The 22,273-nt window shown below is 30.7% G+C and carries 18 protein-coding genes and 2 pseudogenes; 12 read left to right on the top strand and 8 right to left on the bottom strand.

Annotation, left to right across the window (positions count from 1 at the left end; genetic code table 11):
- Positions 1–11: 11 nt before the first annotated feature.
- Positions 12–1,049 (top strand): ATP-binding protein, encoded by a 1,038-nt coding sequence (locus tag AT682_RS08030; RefSeq protein ID WP_002855524.1) that lies wholly within the window; start codon positions 12–14, stop codon positions 1,047–1,049.
- Here AT682_RS08030 and AT682_RS08025 read toward each other — a convergent pair.
- The 3 genes from AT682_RS08025 to coaE are packed head-to-tail and all read right to left on the bottom strand — an operon-like array spanning position 1,046 to position 3,103.
- Positions 1,046–1,777, bottom strand: coding sequence for a glucosaminidase domain-containing protein (locus tag AT682_RS08025; RefSeq protein WP_002855377.1), 732 nt, complete (start codon positions 1,775–1,777; stop codon positions 1,046–1,048). The genes AT682_RS08030 and AT682_RS08025 overlap by 4 nt on opposite strands.
- Positions 1,752–2,501, bottom strand: coding sequence for a diaminopimelate epimerase (gene dapF / locus AT682_RS08020; RefSeq protein ID WP_002867218.1), 750 nt, complete (start codon positions 2,499–2,501; stop codon positions 1,752–1,754). The genes AT682_RS08025 and dapF overlap by 26 nt, the downstream gene beginning before the upstream one ends.
- Entirely contained in the window at positions 2,498–3,103 is a 606-nt protein-coding gene (coaE, locus tag AT682_RS08015; RefSeq protein WP_002882718.1) for a dephospho-CoA kinase, read from the bottom strand. The genes dapF and coaE overlap by 4 nt, the downstream gene beginning before the upstream one ends.
- A gap of 60 nt (positions 3,104–3,163) precedes the next feature.
- Here coaE and purM point away from each other — a divergent pair, with 60 nt between their 5' ends.
- Positions 3,164–4,153, top strand: coding sequence for a phosphoribosylformylglycinamidine cyclo-ligase (gene purM, locus AT682_RS08010; protein ID WP_002855427.1), 990 nt, complete (start codon positions 3,164–3,166; stop codon positions 4,151–4,153).
- Between the two features lie 570 nt (positions 4,154–4,723).
- Positions 4,724–5,011: pseudogene (locus AT682_RS10075) on the top strand (hypothetical protein); the annotation flags it as partial.
- Positions 5,012–6,059: 1,048 nt separating this feature from the next.
- Here AT682_RS10075 and dcuC read toward each other — a convergent pair.
- Positions 6,060–7,178: pseudogene (dcuC, locus tag AT682_RS07985) on the bottom strand (C4-dicarboxylate transporter DcuC); the annotation flags it as partial.
- Between the two features lie 172 nt (positions 7,179–7,350).
- On the opposite strand from dcuC, the gene cas9 reads away from it, so the two are divergent.
- Genes cas9 through cas2 form a run of 3 tightly spaced genes read left to right on the top strand, consistent with a single transcriptional unit; the run spans position 7,351 to position 11,616 of the window.
- On the top strand, positions 7,351–10,305 hold the full coding sequence (gene cas9 / locus AT682_RS07980; protein ID WP_002883590.1) for a type II CRISPR RNA-guided endonuclease Cas9: 2,955 nt from the start codon (positions 7,351–7,353) through the stop codon (positions 10,303–10,305).
- Complete coding sequence (cas1, locus tag AT682_RS07975; RefSeq protein WP_002883591.1) at positions 10,302–11,192, top strand: type II CRISPR-associated endonuclease Cas1; 891 nt, start codon at positions 10,302–10,304, stop codon at positions 11,190–11,192. The genes cas9 and cas1 overlap by 4 nt, the downstream gene beginning before the upstream one ends.
- The gene (gene cas2, locus AT682_RS07970; RefSeq protein ID WP_002797817.1) at positions 11,185–11,616 is read left to right on the top strand and encodes a CRISPR-associated endonuclease Cas2; all 432 of its coding nucleotides are present in this window, start codon (positions 11,185–11,187) and stop codon (positions 11,614–11,616) included. The genes cas1 and cas2 overlap by 8 nt, the downstream gene beginning before the upstream one ends.
- 365 nt (positions 11,617–11,981) lie before the next feature.
- Here the strand turns inward: cas2 and AT682_RS07965 are convergent, their stop codons facing one another.
- From AT682_RS07965 to cueO, 4 genes are read right to left on the bottom strand one after another with little or no spacing between them, the layout of a single operon-like run.
- Complete coding sequence (locus AT682_RS07965) at positions 11,982–13,172, bottom strand: molybdopterin molybdotransferase MoeA (protein WP_004307105.1); 1,191 nt, start codon at positions 13,170–13,172, stop codon at positions 11,982–11,984.
- Between the two features lie 3 nt (positions 13,173–13,175).
- Complete coding sequence (gene moaE, locus AT682_RS07960) at positions 13,176–13,622, bottom strand: molybdopterin synthase catalytic subunit (protein WP_004307103.1); 447 nt, start codon at positions 13,620–13,622, stop codon at positions 13,176–13,178.
- A complete protein-coding gene (gene moaD / locus AT682_RS07955) occupies positions 13,623–13,844 on the bottom strand; it encodes a MoaD/ThiS family protein (RefSeq protein ID WP_002851547.1) in 222 nt (73 codons plus the stop codon).
- 1 nt (position 13,845) lies between these two features.
- Positions 13,846–15,387 carry a multicopper oxidase CueO gene (gene cueO / locus AT682_RS07950; protein WP_004307101.1) on the bottom strand — a complete coding sequence of 514 codons (1,542 nt, stop codon included), beginning with the start codon at positions 15,385–15,387 and terminating at the stop codon, positions 13,846–13,848.
- 123 nt (positions 15,388–15,510) lie between these two features.
- On the opposite strand from cueO, the gene nspC reads away from it, so the two are divergent.
- From nspC to fdhC, 6 genes are all read left to right on the top strand, one after another.
- A complete protein-coding gene (nspC, locus tag AT682_RS07945; RefSeq protein ID WP_002860691.1) occupies positions 15,511–16,659 on the top strand; it encodes a carboxynorspermidine decarboxylase in 1,149 nt (382 codons plus the stop codon).
- Positions 16,660–16,962: 303 nt separating this feature from the next.
- Entirely contained in the window at positions 16,963–17,676 is a 714-nt protein-coding gene (locus tag AT682_RS07940) for a TorD/DmsD family molecular chaperone (RefSeq protein ID WP_016818335.1), read from the top strand.
- A complete protein-coding gene (locus tag AT682_RS07935; RefSeq protein ID WP_002851537.1) occupies positions 17,651–17,842 on the top strand; it encodes a twin-arginine translocation signal domain-containing protein in 192 nt (63 codons plus the stop codon). The genes AT682_RS07940 and AT682_RS07935 overlap by 26 nt, the downstream gene beginning before the upstream one ends.
- Positions 17,842–20,646 carry a molybdopterin-dependent oxidoreductase gene (fdhA, locus tag AT682_RS07925; RefSeq protein WP_079263891.1) on the top strand — a complete coding sequence of 935 codons (2,805 nt, stop codon included), beginning with the start codon at positions 17,842–17,844 and terminating at the stop codon, positions 20,644–20,646. Before AT682_RS07935 ends, fdhA begins: the two co-directional genes overlap by 1 nt.
- Positions 20,643–21,284 (top strand): formate dehydrogenase FDH3 subunit beta, encoded by a 642-nt coding sequence (gene fdh3B, locus AT682_RS07920; protein WP_004307093.1) that lies wholly within the window; start codon positions 20,643–20,645, stop codon positions 21,282–21,284. Before fdhA ends, fdh3B begins: the two co-directional genes overlap by 4 nt.
- Positions 21,281–22,213, top strand: a complete 933-nt coding sequence (gene fdhC, locus AT682_RS07915; RefSeq protein ID WP_004307091.1) for a formate dehydrogenase subunit gamma — start codon at positions 21,281–21,283, stop codon at positions 22,211–22,213. Before fdh3B ends, fdhC begins: the two co-directional genes overlap by 4 nt.
- The last annotated feature ends 60 nt before the right edge of the window (positions 22,214–22,273 follow it).

The following is a 22,273-nucleotide window of genomic DNA, read 5'->3' as shown; positions in this document are numbered from 1 at the left end:
AAAGGATAAAATTGAAAGTACTTAATTTTTTTTATGAAAACCACCCTAAATTTGAAGTAAGTTATGAAAGAAAAAATCAAATTTCAAAACCAAATATTATCATAAAAGGCCCACGATTTTGTGGTAAAAAAACACTTATTTTTAATTTTTTATCTCAATTTAAAGCAAGTGAAATTTTGTTTTTAGATTTATATGATACACGCTTTGAAAAACAAAGTTTAGAAAGACTTGCTGATTTTCTGAATGAAAATTTACAAATTAAAATTCTTTGCCTTTATAATTTGGATTTTATCCCTAATTTAGAAAAAATTAACATTCCCATCATCTTAAGTACAAATATAAAAGATTTAAATGTAAATGGGTTTGAAGAGCTTGAACTTGATTATTTTGATTTTGAAGAATTTATTAGTGTAAGTAAGAAAAATTTACCTATAAATAATTTAGTAGGTCTTTTTTTGCAAAGTGGACGCAGTAAATTTGGAGAAAAAAACATACTTCTAAGACAAAGCTTTACTCTTTTAGAATTAGAAATTTTAAAGTATTTAGCTTTAAATTTGGGTCAGCAAATCAGTATTTCTAAGATATTTATAGAACTCAAAAAAAGATTAAAAACTTCAAAAGATAGTGTTTATCAAGCTATCAAAAAATTAGAAAATACTTATGTGATTTATACCTTAAAACATGATGAAAAAAAACTTCAAAAGATTTATTTTAAAGATTTTGGCCTAAGAAATAATCTTTGTATTTCAAAGGATTTTTCACATTTATTTGAAAATTTAGTTTTAAGCGAGTTGTTTAAATTTAAAGAAGAATTTTTTTATAACAAATACTTTAACTTTTATAGCCAAATATCTAAAATTGCTTATATTTCAAGTCCAACTTTAGATATTGATTTGATTAAATTACGTGCTAAGAAAATTTTACCAAAGGCTTTAGAACTTGGAATTTTTCATGTGATTTTTATCACTCTTTCAAGCGAGGATAGTTTTTTTGAGCAAGGGGTTAAATTTGAAGTCATATCTTTTGATAAATTTTCACTTGGATTTTAGGTGTTGTTTGAGTTTGTATCGTATTTTTCAAGGTTGTATCGTTTGATGATTTTTGTAATAAGATTGATATAATATCCCTTGCGTTCAGAATAAGAATCTAAAGTTTTAATAGCCTCTAGTCCTGTTATCTCTTTGCCTTCGCTTGCAAATTTAGCTCTTGCATCGCGAAACTTTTCATAAGCAAAATGACGATTTAAATTTAAAACATAAGAGTAAACACTATCTTGCAGACTATCAAAAATCTTAATTTTATGTTTTTTATCTGGATGTCTTAAATCAGGAATTAAACCTTTCTCACCCCAAGTCCATTCTCCAAAAAGATTATTTGCTTCTCTTGCGAAGCGACTTGTACCTGTAGCACTTTCAACTAAAGCTTGGGCTATACCCATGGATTTTGGAATTTTTTGAATACGTTTTTTATATTCTGCAAAATCATAAAGATTTTCAATGCGATATTTGTTTTTTATCGTGATAAGTTTTTCAAGATTTGTTTGATTTGAAGTCCTAAAGCCTGTTTTGTAAGCATCTTTAAAAAAGGCTTCGATAAAAGCTCTTTCTTGTTCAATTTTTTTAAAGCTTTGATCAAACATTTCATTCATTTTTATAAAAAAAATTTGTCTTTTTTGATCTATATCAAGTTTGTAATATTCCTCTCCAAAGCCATTTTTTAGATCATCAGCAAAAAGTGGGATTAGAAAAAGACTAAGAAAAATTATAATTGGCTTCAAAACAATACTTTACCTTTCCTTCAAAAAACAATTCTTCATTTTTATATGTAAACCCAACCTCTTCACCACTTTTAGGAGTTATTTTAACTTTATTTTGTACTTTTTTATTTAAAAATGCCAGATAAAAACAAGCCCCCATTCCTGTGCCACAAGCTAAGGTTTCATCTTCAACTCCGCGTTCATAGGTACGAACTTTTAAATGATTTTCATCTAAAATTTTTACAAAATTAACATTGGCATTATATTTTTGTCTCATTTTTTGACAAAGTATTGTATCAAATTCATCTAAATTTTGACAAAAATGCACTAGATGTGGAACTCCAGTGTCGCAAAGTTGCCAAGTTTTTCCTAATTCTTCAAAAGTATTTTGCACGCTTTTTATTTTGCCTAAAGATACTTCAACTTTATCTTGATTTACCTTTGCTTTTATTATTCCTGCACCGGTTAAAAAACTCATGTTAGGATTTATTTTGTTAATATGATGTGCAAAATGTGCCGCAGCCCTTGAGCCATTGCCACACATAGCAGCCCTTGAGCCATCGTTATTATAAAATTCCCATTCAAAGTCGTATTTTTCATGAGGCAATATCACGATAAAGCCATCCCCACCTATGCCCTCATAACGATTGCAAAGTTCTTTAGCTAAAGCACTTCTATCTTCTTTTCTATCAGCATTTGTTATGACAAAATCATTCCCACTTGCACAATATTTATAAAATTTCACATTTTTCCTTTAGAAATTTCTTGTATTACTTTAACACATTCTTGCCTAAAATCGACATAAGAATTAGTATTTTTAATGATAAAATCTGCTTTTTTAAGTTTTTCTTCAATATCTATTTGAGAATCAAGTCTCACTTTTGCAGCTTCTAAGCTGAGCTTATCTCTTTGCATGATTCTTTTAAGGCTTAATTCTTTAGGTGTGTAAATTACAATGACTTTGCCTAAATTTTCATAAGCACCGCTTTCAAAAAAAAGAGGAATTTCTACAAAAAAAGCTTTATTTTCTTTATCTAGAATTTGCATTTGTTCTAAAATTTTAGCTCGAATTTTAGGATGAGTGAAATTTTCTAAGGTTTTTTTAGCTTCTTTGTTGTTAAAAACAATTTCTCTAAGGATTTTTCTATCGATTTTCTTTTCTTTTGTGAGTAAATTTTTTAAGTTAAAGGGAGAAAAAATCTTTTCAAGTTCTAAAGCATTTTCATCTAAAATTTTATGAGCGATTTTGTCTGCGCTAATGCTTTTAAAGCCTAAAGAATTCGCTATTTCTATAAAAGTGCTTTTACCACAAGCAATTGAAGCGGTTACAAAAAAAGCATTTTTCATCTTATGCCTTATTAAAACTTTTTTCGTTAAAATACCTTTTTAGTTCTTAAAGGAAAATAAATGAAAATTTCATATGAAGATGCAGGCGTAAGTATAGATAATGGAAATGCCTTTGTAGAGGCTATAAAACCTTTGGTTAAAGAAACTTTTAATGATAATGTTGTAGGCGGAATTGGTTCTTTTGCTGGTGCTTTTAGAATGCCAAGTGGTTTTAAAAAGCCTGTGATTTTAGGTGCAACAGATGGTGTTGGTACCAAGCTTCGCTTGGCAATTGATGCTAAAAAATATGATACTATAGGGCAAGATTTAGTAGCAATGTGTGTGAATGATTTGATTTGTAATTTTGCTACGCCTTTGTTTTTCCTAGATTATTATGCTACAGCCAAGCTCGAAGTAGAAGTAGCAAAGGCTGTTGTATCAGGCATTGCCAAGGGATGTAAGATGGCAAATTGTGCATTAATCGGCGGAGAAACTGCTGAAATGCCTGGAATGTATGCAAAAGATGATTTTGATCTTGCGGGTTTTGCAGTGGGTATGGCTGAAGAAGATGAGATCGATAGAAGTAAATTTGTTAAAAATGGTGATATTTTATTGGCACTTCCTAGTTCAGGACTTCATTCAAATGGTTATTCTTTAGCTAGAAAAGTACTTTTTGAAAGTTTAAAATTAAAATTTGATGACAAGATAGAGGGTAAAAATTTAATTGATATTTTATTAGAGCCTACAAGGATTTATGTGCGTGATTTTCTTACATTAAAGCCTTATATTAGTGCTCTAGCTCATATTACAGGGGGTGGTTTAGTAGAAAATTTACCACGCGTTTTGCCTCGTGGTATGGGTGCAACTATACGCAAACATCATCTTAAAACTCCTGAAATTTTTTATACTATAGGACAGGCTGTAGAAGAAAGCGAAATGTATAGAAGCTTTAACATGGGAGTGGGTTTAGTAATGGTTGTAGATCCTTCTAATGTAAGTAAGGTTTTAGAAAATTCAGATGCCTTTATTATTGGCGAAATTTGCATTAATGAAGGTATTGTTTTAGAGTGAAAACAAATTATTATGATTATTTATGTGCTAAAATGTATGTAATTTTGCCCATAAAAGCCCATAAAGACAAACTAAAATTTTATCTTTCTTATGTAAATAAGAAAGATAAAATTTTTAGAGTTAATGTGTGGAAGTGGGCGGTTTTGATAAAAATTGCCAAAGATGATAAAACGAAATATTTTTGTTCGAATGTATTAAATAAAGGGTAAAATGCACAATTTAAATGAAGCTTTGTTTCAAAAAAAGATAAAAGAAATTCGCTTAAAAGCAATAGCGAGTATTATTTGTGGGTTTTTAGGTATCATTCCTTATCTTGGAGTTTTATTTGTTCTTGCGAGTTGGATTTTATTTTTTATTGTGCTTTATGATTTAAAAATCTATGGTGGTGCTAAAAATTTGTTTAAGAATTTCCTTATTAGTGTAGGGATTGGATTTTTTGGTATTCTTGTTAATACAAGTATTTTATTTGCAATGCTAAAGCCTAGAACTGGCATTTTTGGTGGGCTTTATTTTAATCAAGATAATATTTTTATGGCTATTGCTATATTTTTAGTATTACATTTTGCTATTTTGGCTTTAATTTTTCCTTTTTTGAAAGCTTTTTACTATGAAATTGCTAGAACAACAAAGCAAAAGTATTTCACTTATGCTTTTAATACCTTTTATTAGGGCTTCTTACTTTGATTATCGGCATAGGCTTGGTGTTTTTGCTAGCAAGTTTGGTTTTTTGGATTTTAGCGTGGGTCAAATTTAAAGAATTTGATGAGCAAGAACTTTCAAATTTAGAAGAAAGATTGGCAAAAGCACAAAAAAAGGTTTTTGATTTTGATTTAAAATGGATTAAAATCACAATGGCTTCATTTATAATTTTAAACTTGCTCGTTTTAACATTTTCGTTTATATTAGAAGTTATTAGCTTTGAAGATTTTAGGTTTTACTACACAAAAAAAACTTTATTTTACACAGCCATAATCCTAGCTTTGCTTAGTGTGTTTTTGTTTTGTAAAAAGATAAAAAATTACAAACTTTTTATTTATTTTTTCATATGGCAAGGTTTAAGTGTTTTTGGTAGTCATCTTCTTTTTATTCCTGATTTTATGGTAGATCAACAAATTGTATATGGAAGTTTAAACATAATATTAAGTCTATGCTATATTATTTTTGCTTTTTTATTTTTTAAAATTTTGATTCAAATTACAAAGGAAAAACTTTTTTATCTTATTTTTGCATTTTATGTTTGCATAGAAATTTTGATAATATTAATTTTCTTTATTTTTATGATGGTTGATAACTATTATATATTTACAAAAAGTCCTATAAAGATGCTCATAGATAATTATAAATTACTTTTTCAAGTTGTTTATTTCGTTTCATTTTTAATTGTTTGGCTTATGCTTAAAGGACAAAAAAATGTAAAAATATGTTAGAATGATGAAAAAATACTATTTTACGTAGATGTTTATTAGGATATATTCGTATGTCTTAAAGCTCTTTATGGGGTGTTAAGTAATTATAATATTTAAAAATTAAAAAATATATAGTTTATCCACATTTTATAGTTTAACTTCTAAAAATTTGATCATCTCTTTTTTCATTTTTTAGAGCTAGAAAACATATGAGTGAAATTGCTTTAAAGTTAGTTAGAGCAGTTGATACTAAATATTTTGATAAGAAATTTAAATAGATTGATTTTACTTAAATTAAAGACTTTTTGCCTCGTGATACAAAATTAAGTGATGAATTTTTAGTTAAATTGATATTAAATATGAAAAAATTATAAATATTAATACTTTTTCAAATTAATAGTAAATATAGAGGGTTTGATTTTTTCACAAAAGATTTGGATAGAACTTGCAAAAAACTTTCTTCAATATTTATACTTTTAAATTTTGATGCAAATCCTATTCAATATAGCATTGGCAAAATAAACTAAAAAGCTTAAAATAGCTATACTCAAAAGAATTCCAAACCATGCAAAATTTCCTGTTCCAAGATTTGAAACCGCGTTAGTAAGGATATTAACTCCACCAAGTGCTTTAATGCCTTTAGCACATACTCCAGCGGCGATGATTATGCTTACGACTAAGATAAAAATTTCAGCCATAGTCTTTTAAAATCACCATCATATCTTCGCCTAATTTTCTAGCATTTCTGTGTCTTGCAAATTCAACAAGAAAAACTAAAGAAATGCTTACAAAATTTGCTGTTACAACATCGAGCTTGATAGTAAAAAAATACGCTGTAAATAAAAATACAACAGGTAACCAAGGAAAGAGTATGTAAAAAGTAGGACATTTAGGATCAATGATTTGCGGAATTTCAACTTCATCATTTAAAACACCTTTTTCTTTATCTCTTTTATCAATCCAAGCAAAATAAAAAGGAATCAAGATGGCAATAACTACAACATAGGCAATCACACTATAAATTTGGTAATTTAAAAAAAGCCCTACGACATTATCACTTTGTCCTACCATATCTGCCATATTGATTGAATTTCCATCTTTTGGACCATAATCAAGTGCAATTAAAGAAAGCGCACATACAGTTGTAATAGGACGGATTTTAAGTGAGATTAAAACAGGATAAATACATGCTAACAAAAGCAAAAGCAATCCAGCATAGCTAGAAATGACGATTTTTAAAGCCATTCCAACAACAAAAGTTCCACTTAAAATCAAGTATTTATTTTTGATTTTTCCTAAGGGTTTATTTGCTAAAAAAGCAAGTTTTGCTGAAGCATTAATATGTTTCATATAAGCAGCAAAACCTGCCACACTCATGATAATAAGTCCTACTCCAGAAAGCTGACTTTTAAAAGTCGCTGTGATAAAAGCATAACTATCAAGTAAAACATTTAAAAGCTTGTATACTCTCTGCTTGGAGCTTTTGGTATAGGTGTTCCTGTGATATAAAAAGCAAAAATAAGCAAGATAATATTTGAAAGAAAAATACAAAAATGGGATCGTATTTTTTTGAGTATATCATAAAAATTAGCATAGGGTCTATTGAATTTACAATAAATTGGATTTTATCTAAATTTTTAAATAAAAAATATTTTTTATTTAAAAATTACTTGTTTTTTGTATTATAAAATTAACATATATAGTTTGGTTACTGAAAAGTTTATGTTTGTTTAAAAAATGATTTTTGTATTATAATTATACACAAATCATAAATATTAAAAAGGATCTAGTGTGGCAAGAATTTTGGCATTTGATATAGGAATAAGCTCTATTGGCTGGGCATTTAGTGAAAATGATGAGTTAAAAGATTGTGGAGTTAGGATTTTTACAAAGGCTGAAAATCCCAAAACAGGAGAATCCTTAGCCTTGCCAAGACGCCTTGCAAGAAGTGCTAGAAAACGCCTTGCTAGACGCAAAGCAAGGCTAAATCACTTAAAACATTTAATCGCAAATGAATTTAAGTTAAATTACGAAGATTATCAAAGCTTTGATGAAAGTTTAGCCAAGGCTTATAAAGGATCTTTAATTAGCCCTTATGAGTTAAGATTTAGAGCTTTAAACGAGCTTTTAAGTAAGCAAGATTTTGCAAGAGTGATTTTACATATTGCAAAAAGGCGTGGCTATGATGATATTAAAAATAGTGATGATAAAGAAAAAGGTGCGATTTTAAAAGCTATCAAGCAAAATGAAGAAAAACTAGCAAATTATCAAAGTGTGGGCGAGTATCTTTATAAAGAGTATTTTCAAAAATTCAAAGAAAATTCCAAAGAATTTACAAATGTTAGAAATAAAAAAGAAAGTTATGAACGCTGCATAGCGCAAAGTTTTTTAAAAGATGAATTAAAGCTTATTTTTAAAAAACAAAGAGAATTTGGCTTTTCTTTTTCAAAAAAATTTGAAGAAGAGGTGCTTAGTGTAGCATTTTATAAAAGGGCTTTAAAAGATTTTTCTCATTTGGTGGGAAATTGTAGTTTTTTTACCGATGAAAAAAGAGCGCCAAAAAATTCGCCCTTAGCTTTTATGTTTGTAGCACTTACAAGAATTATCAATCTTTTAAACAATCTTAAAAATACTGAAGGAATTTTATATACAAAAGATGATTTAAACGCCCTTTTGAATGAAGTTTTAAAAAACGGCACTCTAACTTATAAACAAACAAAAAAGCTTTTAGGCTTAAGCGATGATTATGAATTTAAAGGGGAAAAAGGAACTTATTTTATTGAGTTTAAAAAATATAAAGAATTTATAAAAGCTCTAGGTGATCATAGTTTAAGCCAAGATGATTTAAATGAAATAGCAAAAGATATTACCCTTATAAAAGATGAGATTAAGCTTAAAAAGGCTTTAGCAAAATATGATTTAAATCAAAATCAAATTGATAGTTTAAGCAAATTGGAATTTAAAGACCATTTAAATATAAGTTTTAAAGCCTTAAAACTTATCACTCCTTTAATGCTTGAAGGTAAAAAATACGATGAAGCTTGTAATGAGCTTAATTTAAAAGTAGCAATCAATGAAGATAAAAAAGATTTTTTACCCGCATTTAATGAAACTTATTATAAAGATGAGGTAACTAATCCTGTGGTTTTAAGAGCGATTAAAGAATACAGAAAGGTCTTAAATGCTTTACTTAAAAAATACGGCAAAGTGCATAAAATAAACATTGAATTAGCAAGAGAAGTAGGTAAAAATTACAGCCAAAGAGCTAAAATAGAAAAAGAGCAAAATGAAAACTACAAGGCCAAAAAAGACGCCGAACTTGAATGTGAAAAACTAGGCTTAAAAATAAATAGCAAAAATATTTTAAAATTAAGATTATTTAAAGAACAAAAAGAATTTTGTGCTTATAGTGGAGAAAAGATTAAAATTAGTGATTTGCAAGATGAAAAAATGCTTGAAATTGATCACATTTACCCTTATTCTAGAAGTTTTGATGATTCTTATATGAATAAAGTTTTAGTTTTTACCAAGCAAAATCAAGAAAAACTTAATCAAACCCCCTTTGAAGCCTTTGGCAATGATAGTGCAAAATGGCAGAAAATTGAAGTTTTAGCAAAAAATTTGCCTACTAAAAAGCAAAAAAGAATTTTAGATAAAAATTACAAAGACAAAGAGCAAAAAAACTTTAAAGATAGAAATCTAAACGATACTCGCTACATAGCAAGGCTTGTTTTAAACTACACTAAAGATTATTTAGATTTTTTACCTTTAAGCGATGATGAAAATACAAAGTTAAACGACACACAAAAAGGCTCAAAAGTGCATGTAGAAGCAAAAAGCGGTATGCTTACATCGGCTTTAAGACACACTTGGGGCTTTAGCGCTAAGGATAGAAATAACCATCTTCATCACACCATCGATGCAGTAATTATTGCTTATGCAAACAACTCTATCGTAAAGGCTTTTTCAGATTTTAAAAAAGAGCAAGAAAGCAACAGTGCAGAACTTTATGCAAAAAAAATTAGTGAATTAGATTATAAAAACAAAAGGAAGTTTTTTGAGCCTTTTAGTGGTTTTAGGCAAAAGGTTTTAGATAAAATTGATGAAATTTTTGTCTCAAAACCTGAGAGAAAAAAGCCAAGCGGAGCCTTACATGAAGAAACATTTAGAAAAGAAGAAGAATTCTATCAATCATACGGCGGAAAAGAAGGAGTTTTAAAAGCCCTAGAGCTTGGTAAAATCCGCAAAGTAAATGGTAAAATAGTTAAAAATGGCGATATGTTTAGAGTGGATATTTTTAAACACAAAAAGACAAATAAATTTTATGCTGTGCCAATTTATACTATGGATTTTGCTTTAAAAGTATTACCAAATAAAGCTGTAGCACGAAGTAAAAAAGGTGAGATAAAAGACTGGATTTTAATGGATGAAAATTATGAGTTTTGCTTTTCTTTATACAAAGATAGTTTGATTTTAATTCAAACTAAAGATATGCAAGAGCCAGAATTTGTTTATTATAATGCTTTTACAAGCTCTACTGTTAGTTTGATTGTTTCAAAACACGATAATAAATTTGAAACGCTAAGCAAAAATCAAAAAATATTGTTTAAAAATGCAAATGAAAAAGAAGTAATCGCAAAAAGCATAGGAATTCAAAATCTAAAAGTATTTGAAAAATACATAGTTTCAGCACTTGGGGAAGTTACAAAGGCTGAGTTTAGACAAAGAGAAGATTTTAAAAAATGAGTTACGATGAAGCTTTTAAAACACTGCTTATTAGCTCTAATGCCAAGCTAAATTTAGAGCTAAATCATCTTGTGATTAAGCAAGATGAAAATATAGCCAAATTGTTTTTAAAAGATATAAATATCATCGTTTTAGAAAGCTTACAAGCAAGCCTTAGTTCCGCACTTTTTAATGCCTTTGCAAGGCATAAAATCATCTTGCTAACCTGCGATGAAACTCATAGTATAAATGGCGTTTTTACTCCTTTTTTAGGGCATTTTCAAAGTGCAAAAATCGCAAAAGAGCAAATGAATGTAAGTGCTCAAAAAAAGGCTATTTTATGGCAAAAAATCATTAAAAATAAAATCCTAAATCAAGCCTTTATCTTAAAAAAACACAATAAAATAGAGCAAAGCAATGAGCTTATAAATTTGGCTAAAAAAGTAAGCTTAAATGATAGTAAAAATATTGAAGCTGTTGCGGCGGCGCTTTATTTTAAAACTTTGTTTGGTACTTCTTTTTCAAGAGATGAGCTTTGCTTTGAAAATTCTGCTTTAAATTATGGCTATGCAATCATTAGGGCTTGTATTATTAGAGCAGTTTGCATAAGTGGGCTTTTGCCTTGGCTTGGCATAAAGCACGATAATATTTATAATTCTTTTGCGCTTTGTGATGATTTGATAGAAGTGTTTAGGGCTAGTGTTGATGATTGTGTTTTAAAGCTTAAGGGTGAAAGTGAGTTTTTAAGCAAAGATGACAAAAGAGCGTTGATTGGCAATTTACAAAGTAAAATCAATTTTGATGGGCAAAATTATCCTTTAAACAGAGCGATAAATCATTATGTGGCAAATTTTAAAAATGCTTTATTGTATGAAGATGAACTAAAGATAGTGAAATTTGATGATTGAAGATAAATTTATGCGTGTGCTTTTGATGTTTGATGTGCCAACTAAAAGTAAAAAAGAGCAAAAACTAGCAAGTAAATTTAGAAATAATCTTATAAAATTAGGTTATTTTATGCTGCAATTTAGTGTTTATATGCGTATTTGCAAGGGTTTAAGTTCTGCAAAAAGTTCTATTGAAAATGTAAAAAAGATTTTGCCACCTTATGGAAATGTAAGGGCTTTAATCATCACTGAAAAGCAATTTGATAAAATGGAGCTTTTGCTTGGTGGCATAGTTTTTAACGAAAAAGTTAATAACGAAACCAATTTAACGCTTTTTGATATAGATAGTCATGGAGAATTTAAATATAAAAATTCAAATAATGAAGAAATTCAAATAAACAAAAAACAAGAAAAATATCATCAGCAAAATTTATTTGAATTTTAAAAGCGGTTTTAGGGGATTGTAACCCCGCAGAGTCCCGCAAACTCTTTATTTTAGTCCCTTTTTAAATTTCTTATGAGATTATAGCATAATTTTTGCTATTTTTCATGAAAAAACCCCGAAATTTTCATTATCTGGTAAATATCTATTTTACCATAAAGAAATTTAAAAAGGGACTAAAACTTAGTGCTTTATTTGAAAATGAGATGGCAGATTTTACCATAAAGAAATTTAAAAAGGGACTAAAATAAACCCTAGTGGATTGAAACTCCGCTAGGGCTAATTACTCCACTAAAAGGAGGTTGCGAATTTGAAACTTATTGAAATTTAGGGTTGATTAAAATCGAAATAAAATTATTTAAATAATTTTAAGGCATAAAGATAATATCTACTAAACTTTCATTTTCTAACATTTCACATTCTTTTGGCACCACCATAAGGGCAGCTTTATTGTTAAGATTGTTTATAATCGCACTAGAGCCTTCTTTTTTGCCTTCAAGATTGGCTAAAATGCGTCCATTTTCAAACTTTATGTTACAAGCGACAAATTCCAAATAAGGTGTTTTTTTCTTGTAACTTCCTTGTAAAAAGGCTTTGCAAATATAGTCTTTAGGCTGAAGTAACCAAGAGTTTAAAATCTCTCTTGCGTAAAGATTAAACATTACCATAGCCGAGTAAGGAAAACCTGGTAAGGCGATGATGAATTTTTCATTAGCCTTAGCTATTTTGATATGTCTACCTGGTTTTATGTCGGCTTTATCGATGATGATTTCGTATTCTTTGATGGCTTTTTTTAAAAAGTCAAAATCTCCCATAGAAACCCCGCCCGTTGTAACCAAAATATCACAACTTTGCAAAGCACTTTCAAGGGTGGAAAAAGTGGCTTTCTCATCATCTTTTAAAAGAGGAAAAACCCTTGTATCGCAATTTAAATTTTTAGCTAAATTAGCTATGGCGATATGATTTGAAGAGCGGATTTGAGCAGGATTTTCCAAGGCTTCTCCTAGATCCTTGATCTCACTTCCACTACTTAAAACCCCTACAATAGGCTTTATAAACACACTAATGTGAAAAAATCCAAGTTCAGCTAAAAGAGCTATCTCGCTATAATTTAACCTTGTGCCTTTTTTGAGTAAAATTTCATCTTTTTTATAGTTTTCTCCTACCGCACGCACGGCAAAAGCTTGAGGAACTTTTTTTTCTATAAAAAGAGTATCATTTTCTACGCGTACATTTTCAACAGGGACTAAAGTATCGCTTCCTTCGCTCATGAGTGAGCCTGTAAAGGTTTTTACACAAGTACCATTTTGCACGCTAAATTGTGGCATAGTGCCCGCAGGTGTGAGGCCTAAAATTTTTAAAGGCTTATCTTGATCTTCAAATTTGATCGCATAACCATCCATAGCCGAAGTTGGAAATTCAGGTTGGTTTTTAGGGGCTTTTATGTCTTGAGCTAAAATGCGTCCTAAACACTCTGTAAGAGCTATTTTTTCAATCTTTTCATAGGTTTTGATATGAGAATGTAAAATTTTTAAACTTTCTTCATAAGACATTAACATTTTTTATCCTTTTAAAAGTCCTGCACCGCAAAGTTTGGTTGATCTTTCTTTGGCATAAATTCTTTCTTTGTTTATTACATCATACTTCCAAATGGGTGCACTTGCTTTAAAATCTTCAACAAATTCATTAAGAAGTTTAAGTCCTAATTTTCTTTGTTTGCTTAAAATTCCTGCAAAATAAGAGCTTTCATGAACCGCTACATCACCTATAGAGTGAGCAAAAAGCAAGGTAATACCATCAAAATCTACTCTTTTTTGCCACTCATTAAACCATTTTTTTAAAAGCGGTTCATAAATATCAAAACTAAGTGCCTCAATGCCTCCTTCTTCACGCACAATACCACAAAAAGTCAGCAAAGCACCGCAGTTTTTATCCTTGGCAAATTCATACCATTGGCTATAAATTTTAGGAATATCTAAAGAATCTTGATAGAGTGTAAAATGTTCCATTTAACCCCCGCAAACTGGCGGTAAAAGTGCTATTTTATCACCAGTTTTTAACTTAGTGTTTTCATCAAAAATGATTTCATCATTTAAAGATACCGCACAAAGTTCTAGCCATTCTTTTAAACTCTCATCTTTTTGCAAAATTTCTTTTAATTCTTTTAAATTTTTTACCTCAAGTTCTAAATTTTCTTTATTTATGGGGCCTAAAAATTCCACTTTTACCATTTTATTCCTTTACTTCTAAATTTCCCATCATTCCTAAATCTTCATGTTCTAAAATATGACAATGATACATTCTAAGTCCTTTAAAATCTTGTTTCATTCTAAGTCTTAACTCTTCATTAGGACGCACATTTATAGTATCTCTTAAGGCTCTAAATTCGGCTTTTTGAACTTTGCCATTGAGTTTTGATGAGATGAGTTCAAATTGCGTGCCATGTATATGGAAAGGATGATCCATGTGAGATTTGTTTATCACTATCCAGTCTTCAACTACTCCAAGTTTGGAGCTTAAATCAATGCGTTTTAAATCATAGCTTTTGCCATTGATTAAAAACATAGACGCAAGAGCGATTTTTAATTCGCCTTCACTTTTTCCCATCATACCATGCATTTGCATATGATCTTCACTCATGATTATTTCTTTAAATTCCTTAGGTTCTTCTGAAGGTTTGAAAATTTTTAAATTTTTTGGAAGTTCTACATTTTCTTTTTTTAGGTTAATATTGGCTAGAAATAGGGTATTAGGTTCTTCTTTTACCATCATTTTATCCCTATCATAATAAGCACTTTCTAGCTTAAAATTCCCATCTTTTGGAGCGTCGATTAAAACTTCTACACGAGAAGCAGGACTTAAGAAAAGTTCTTCTTTATAAATAGTTTTTTCTATAAGTCCGCCATCAGTACCAACAAGTATAAACTTAGCTCCTTGTATGCGTAAATTTAAATATCTTGCTGCAGTAGCATTATAAATGCGTATGCGTTCGTTTGTGGCGAGTTTGATTTTAGGTTTAAATTGTCCATTGATGAGTACAAATTCTCCTTCTCTACCATTTAGCCAATCATTTAGGTTGTTGTTTGGAATTTGAGCGTTTTCATCAAGACGCAAATCGCTAATCATTAAATCTTTTTCTTTTAAATGACTTAAAGCATCTTTTTTTGCTTTGATCACAAAAGCCCCCGCTAAACCCATAAAAACTTGTTTAGAAGCCGTATAATGAGGATGTGGATGATACCAGTAAGTTCCTGCGCTATCTTGAGGAATTTCAAAACGATATATTCTTTCTTCTCCTGCTAAGATAGGATCATGTGGGCTTCCATCTTGATCAGGTGGCACAGGAACGCCATGCCAATGTATAGTTGTAGCTTCTTTGAGTTTGTTTTTGACTAAAATTTCAAGTTTATCTCCTTCAAAAACTTCTATTTTTGGAGCAGGCACGAGGCCATTGTAAGTATAAAATAAGGTTTTTTTACCTTTGATAAGCTCTATATGATTTTCTTTGATTTCTAGGGTAGCATGAAAAATATTTTTTTCTTTACTTTCATTTTTGAGTAAAGGCAAGGCTTTTAAAATTTCTCCTTGGGGGAATTGTTTTGGATCTAAAAGCTTTAAATTTTTTGGAGCAAAGTTTATAAAAGAAGTATCTAAGTCATGATTTATAGAATGATTTTTATGCATGGAGTGCATATCGTGCATAGGATTTGCATAGGCTACACCCATACTTGCTAGAGTAAGTGCATTAAATTTTAAAAAATTTCTTCTATTCATTAGTTTTTCCTTTTGCTTGATTTTTTGTATTATAGTCATTATTTTTTTAACTTTAGTAAATATTTATTTTGAAAATTTGGTTTAATTTTGTTATGATTTTAGCAATTTAATCAAGGAAAAATAATGTTTTATGAAAAAATTCAAACTCCAGCTTATATTTTAGAAGAAGATAAATTAAGAAAAAATTGTGAGCTTTTAGCAAGTGTTGGTGAAAAAAGTGGTGCTAAAGTGCTTTTAGCTTTAAAAGGTTTTGCTTTTTCAGGAGCGATGAAAATTGTTGGAGAATACCTAAAAGGTTGTACTTGTAGCGGACTTTGGGAAGCAAAATTTGCTAAAGAATACATGGATAAAGAAATTCATACTTATTCACCTGCTTTTAAAGAAGATGAAATAGGTGAAATAGCCAGTTTATCTCATCATATAGTGTTTAACTCTTTAGCCCAATTTCATAAATTTCAAGCTAAAACACAAAAAAATTCCTTAGGTCTTCGTTGTAATGTTGAATTTTCTCTAGCCCCAAAAGAACTTTACAATCCTTGTGGAAGATACTCAAGACTTGGAATTCGTGCTAAAGATTTTGAAAATGTGGATTTAAATGCTATAGAAGGACTTCATTTTCACGCACTTTGTGAAGAAAGTGCTGATGCTTTAGAAGCAGTTTTAAAGGCTTTTGAAGAGAAATTTGGCAAATGGATAGGGCAAATGAAATGGGTGAATTTTGGAGGAGGACATCACATCACTAAAAAAGGCTATGATGTTGAAAAGCTTATTGCTTTGTGTAAAAATTTCAGTGATAAATATGGCGTGCAAGTTTATCTTGAACCAGGCGAAGCGGTGGGTTGGCAAACAGGAAATTTGGTGGCTAGTGTAGTAGATATCATAGAAAATGAAAAACAAATTGCTATTTTAGATACTTCAAGCGAAGCACATATGCCAGATACTATCATCATGCCTTATACAAGTGAAGTTTTAAATGCTAGAATTTTAGCCACAAGAGAAAATGAAAAAATTTCAGACTTAAAAGAAAGCGAATTTTCCTATTTGCTTACTGGAAATACTTGTTTAGCGGGTGATGTAATGGGAGAATACGCCTTTGATAAAAAGCTTAAAATCGGCGATAAAATTGTTTTTTTAGATCAAATTCATTACACCATTGTGAAAAACACAACTTTTAATGGTATAAGACTTCCAAATCTCATGCTTTTAAATGCAAAAAATGAACTTCAAATGATAAGAGAATTTTCTTATAAGGATTATTCTTTAAGAAATTAGTATTATTTATAATTTGCATAAAATGTTAATTTTACTCGGAAGAGAATCAAAGATGTAAATTTTATGCAAAGTATTTTATTTTTTCAAATATAAAATCAACTCAAATATCTAATTTTCAATACTTTGGTATGATTTTTTAATATTTTAAATCCTTGTGGAATTTTATTGAAATTCAGTGATTTTTAAATCAAATAGTATTAAGATAAATCGATTTAAAAATCGGCTTTAAAATGAATATTAGGTATATTTTGCATAATATTCATTCAAGCAAAATTTAAAGCTATTTTTGAAAATTTTGAATGCATGGGAGCTTTAATGGATTTGGAAAAATTAAGATTAGCTAGAAGTCTTTATTATCAATGTCTAGGAGAGCTTTTTGTTTTTTCATTTTCTGAAGAAAGATTGTCAAAATTACAAGAGTATTTAAAGACAATGCAAGAATGTTTATTTGATGAAAATTTAAAATCAAATTTTGATATCTTGCTTAAGCATTTAGATGATGAAAATTCTATACAAGCATTTTTTAAAGAATATGATTTGCTTTTTTTAAGTCTTAAAAATAGCATTCCAACGACTTTTTCTTACATAGAAGAAGGTTTTGAAAATTCAAATCCTTTACTTTGCGTGCGTCAAATTTTAGTCAAAAGTAAAATAAGACGCAATGAAAAATTTTTTAAAGAAAGTGAAGATAGTGTTGGATTTTGTTTATTGTTGATGAGTGAATTTTTAAGGCAAAATGAAGATGATTTAGCCAAAGAGCTTTTTGAAAAAGTGATCAATAAAAGCATTGATGAGTTTTTAGGCGATGTTTTCATGAATAAAAATGCGAATTTATATAAGGAAATTGCAAGTATTGCATCGGCTTTTATGGAATTTGAAAGACTTTGCTTTGAAGTGGAAAAACCTGCAAAAATAAATTCTAAAAAAGTGCAAAACGATCTATCGCGTTCAGAATTTTTAAGAAGAGAAGCAAATAAACAAAGGAGGACTCGTGAAAAATCGCAGAGAATTTCTTAAAAAATCCGCTTTTGCCTTAGGGGCTGCTGGAGTGCTTGGTAGCACAACTTTAGCTCTAGCTAAAGATGAAGAAAGAAAAGATTTGGTTAAAGGTAAAAGTAAGAAAAAAGAAGTGCTTTTTCAAAGAAGTGCTAATTGGGAAAATTATTATATAAAGGCTGAGTAATGTCAAGTGTAGGTGAAAATATCAAGCTTACGCGTCGTTCTTTTCTTAAAATGGCAGCACTTTCAAGCCTAGCAACACCGTTGCTTGCTAGAAGTGAAACTTTAAGAGAAGCGAGTGCTGATGAGCTTAAAGAAGCTTATGAAGGTAGTAAAAAAGTAAAAACAGTTTGTACAGCCTGTTCTGTAGGCTGTGGGATTATTGCAGAAGTGCAAAATGGTGTTTGGGTGCGTCAAGAAATCGCTCAAGATCATCCTGTGAGTTCAGGTGGACATTGCTGCAAGGGATCTGATATGATCGATATGGTGCGTTCACATGTGCGTTTAAAATATCCTATGAAAAAAGAAAATGGAGAATGGAAACGCATAAGTTATGAGCAAGCTTTAAGTGAGATCGGAGAAAAACTAGCTGCTTATCGTAAAGAAAATCCTGAAAGTGTTATGTTTTTAGGTTCTGCAAAACTTAATAATGAACAAGCTTATTATATAAGAAAATTTGCAGCATTTTTTGGAACGAACAATGTAGATCATCAAGCTAGAATTTGACACAGCGCAACAGTCGCCGGTGTGGCGAATACATTTGGTTATGGCGCTATGACAAACCATCTTGGAGACATCCAAAGAAGTAAATGTATCATTATCATTGGAGCAAATCCAGCGGTAAATCACCCTGTGGGTTTTAGACATTTCTTAAAAGCAAAAGAAAAAGGTGCAAAGCTTATCGTTGTAGATCCTAGATTTACAAAAAGTGCAGCAAAAGCGGATATTTATGCAAGAATTCGTCCAGGAACTGACATTGCTTTCATGTATGGAATGTTAAAAATCATTTTTGATGAAGGCTTGGAAGATACAAAATATCTTGATGAAAGAGTTTTTGGAATTGATAAAATTCGCGAAGAAGCAGCAAAATGGACAGCCGAAGAAGTAGAAAATGTTACGGGAATTTCTAAAGAACTTTTGGTGCAAATCACTCACGAAGTAGCTAAAAACAAACCAACTACGCTTATTTGGGCTATGGGTTTAACTCAACATACTGTAGGAACTTCAAATACACGTTTAGCACCTATTGTGCAAATGGTACTTGGAAATATAGGTAAATTTGGTGGCGGAGTTAATATCTTACGCGGACACGATAATGTTCAAGGTGCTTCGGATATGGCTTGTTTGAGTGAAAATTTACCTGGTTATTATCCTTTAAATGAAGCGACTTGGAGATACTATGCCAAAATTTGGGGTGTGGATTATGAGTGGCTTTTGGGAAATTTTGTAAGTAAAGATTGGATGCATAAAACCGGACTTTCACTTGCTAGATGGTGGGCAGCAGCTTTAAATGGAAAAGATGGAAATGATGCTATCGATAATGCAGGAACACCTTTAAAAGCTTTGGTAGTTATGGGAAATGGTATCACTTCGACTGCACAACAAGTAAAAGTTAAAGAAGGTTTGGAAGCTTTAGAGCTTTTAGTTTTGGCTGATCCTTTTGTCAATGAAGCAGGGATTATCGCAGAAAGAAAAGATGGAATTTATCTTTTACCTGCAGCAACACAGTTTGAAACAAGCGGAAGTGTAACGGCTACAAATCGTAGTGGGCAATGGAGATTTAAGGTTATAGACCCACTTTATGAAAGCATGGAAGATCAAGAAATTTTATTTGAACTTGCTAAAAAATTAGGCTTTTATGAAGACTTTACCAAAACTTTACGCGATGAAAAAGGTGAGATCGTTTGGCCTGAAAATGCAACAAGAGAAATTGCAAAAGCAGTTAGAAGCATAGGACTTAATGGCTGGAGTCCCCAAAGGCTTAAAAAACATACTTTACATTGGGATAAATTTGATGAGGTAACTTTAGAAGGAAAAGACGAACTTGCGGGCGAGTATTACGGGCTTCCTTGGCCTTGCTGGAGTGATAAGCATCCAGGTTCTCCTGTGCTTTATAATACCGACATTGAAGTAGCAAAAGGCGGTATGGGCTTTAGAAACAATTTTGGACTTGAGTATGAAGGAGAAAGTTTGCTGGCTAACAATGCACCTTTAAATTCGCCTATTAATACAGGTTATCCGCAAATTACTAAAGATAATATAGAAAAAGTTTTAGGCATCACTTTAAGTGCAGAAGAAAAAGCTAAAATGGGATCAACTTGGTCTTATGATGATAGCAATATCATAGCAACTAAATGTATAGAAAAAGGCATAGTTCCTTATGGAAATGCTAAAGCTAGAGCTGTAGTTTGGACCTTTAAAGATAAAATTCCACTCCACCGTGAACCTTTGCACTCTCCAAGAAATGATTTGGTGCAAAAATACCCAAGTTTTGAAGACCAAAAAGCACTTTATCGTGTGGATACTAAATTTGTTTCTGTGCAACAAGCTAAGGATTATTCTAAAGAATTCCCACTAAATTTGGTAACTGCAAGGCTTGTGAATTTAAATGGTGCAGGTATGGAAAATAGAGCGTCTATGTATCTAACGCGTTTAACGCCTGAAATGTTTTGTGAGATCAATCCTGAACTGGCAAAAGAACAAAACATCAAAGCAGGAGATAGGATTTGGGTGCATTCTCCAGAGGGAACCAAGATTCATGTTAGAGTGAAAGTAAATCCGGGCGTGGCAAAAGACATGATTTTCTTGCCCTTCCATTTTACAGGAGTTATGCAAGGCGTGGATTTAACGCACAATTTCCCAGAAGGAACTAAGCCTTATGCAAGCGGAGAAAGTGCTAATACGGTAACAAATTATGGTTATGATATCATGTGTCAGATTCCAGAGACTAAAGGTGGGCTTTGTAGAATCAGTAAGGATGGAAAATGAGTAAGGTAAATTTTGCAAATTTAGAAAAAGAACGCTTGAAATTCTTTTGTGATAATGAGCGTTGTATTGATTGTAATGGTTGTGCGATAGCTTGTGATGAAGCACACGAGCTTCCTATTCATATTCGCCGCCGCCGTGTGATTACTTTAAATGAAGGAATTCAAGGAAAAGAAGTTTCAACTTCTATTTCTTGTATGCATTGTGATGATGCTCCTTGTTCTATCGTTTGTCCTGTGGATTGTTTTTACATCCGTGCTGATGGTATTGTTTTGCATGATAAAGAAATTTGCATAGGTTGTGGATATTGTCTTTATGCTTGTCCTTTTGGTGCACCACAATTTCCAAAAGATAGTGTTTTTGGAAATAAAGGCATTATGGATAAATGTACTATGTGTGCAGGTGGCCCTGAAGCAACGAATTCAGAAAAAGAAAGAGAACTTTATGGTCAAAATCGTATCGCAGAAGGAAAAGTCCCTGTATGTGCTGCGATGTGTTCAACAAAAGCACTTTTAGTAGGTGAAAGTTCTAAAATAGAAGAGATTTATCATAATAGACTTATGAATAGAAATTATGGCATTCCAAATCCTTCGGAAAGTTTGGAATGGAAGATTGCTTACACAGGAAAGGAACGCTTATGAGAAAAGTATTTGTAACGCTTTTATTAAGCGTAGTGAGTTTATTTGCTTATGGTAGCGAGAGAATGGGACAAGATACTCAAATTTGGGATTTTCATCGTATTACAAATATCCCAAATTATGATACTTTTGGCAAACTTTGGACAACTTTGCAAGGTGAATATATAGCTACTATAGCTTTAATCGCTGTTATTGCGGTATTATCTGCATTTGCTTTGCATTATATGGTTATAGGACCTAAGCAATTTTCACACGATGGAAAGAAAATTTATGCTTTTACATTATTTGAAAGACTTTTTCATTTTATCGCGGCAATTTCTTGGGTGATTTTAGTGCCAACTGGTTTTGTGATGATGTTTGGGGCGACTTTTGGAGGCGGACTTTTTGTAAGGGTTTGTAAAAATTTACATGCTTTTGCAACGATTTTATTTATCATCTCTATAATCCCTATGTTTTTATGGTGGATTAAAAGAATGCTTCCTGCAAGTTATGATATCAGATGGATGATGATAGTAGGTGGTTATTTAAGCAAAGTAAAACGTCCTGTACCTGCAGGTAAGTTTAATTTTGGTCAAAAATCTTGGTATTATATAGCTGTATTTGGTGGATTTTTGATGATAATTACAGGTGGATTTATGTATTTTCTTGATTTTAATTCCACGGCAATTCAAGGTCTTTTTGGTTTAACTCAAATTGAACTTTTAAGAATTTCAGCTATAGTGCATAATTTCTTGGGTATAGTGTGTGCAGTGTTTTTTGGCGTGCATATTTATATGGCAGTATTTGCAATCAAAGGCAGTATCCATTCTATGATTAGTGGTTATAAAGAAGAAGAAGAGGTTTATATTTTACATTCTTATTGGTATAAAGAATTAAGCAATAAAAAGCAAATTGAACCTAGTTTTTCTTATGATCCTAATGTAAAAATTTAATCTTTAACCGCTATGTTATTACATAGCGGTAGTTTTAAGCTTTTTTGAAATAAATAGAAC

This window comes from Campylobacter jejuni, assembly GCF_001457695.1.
GTDB classification, from domain to species: domain Bacteria; phylum Campylobacterota; class Campylobacteria; order Campylobacterales; family Campylobacteraceae; genus Campylobacter_D; species Campylobacter_D jejuni.
The sequence above is the reverse complement of the archived record's forward strand: the minus strand, read 5'-3'. Positions and strand labels throughout refer to the sequence as shown.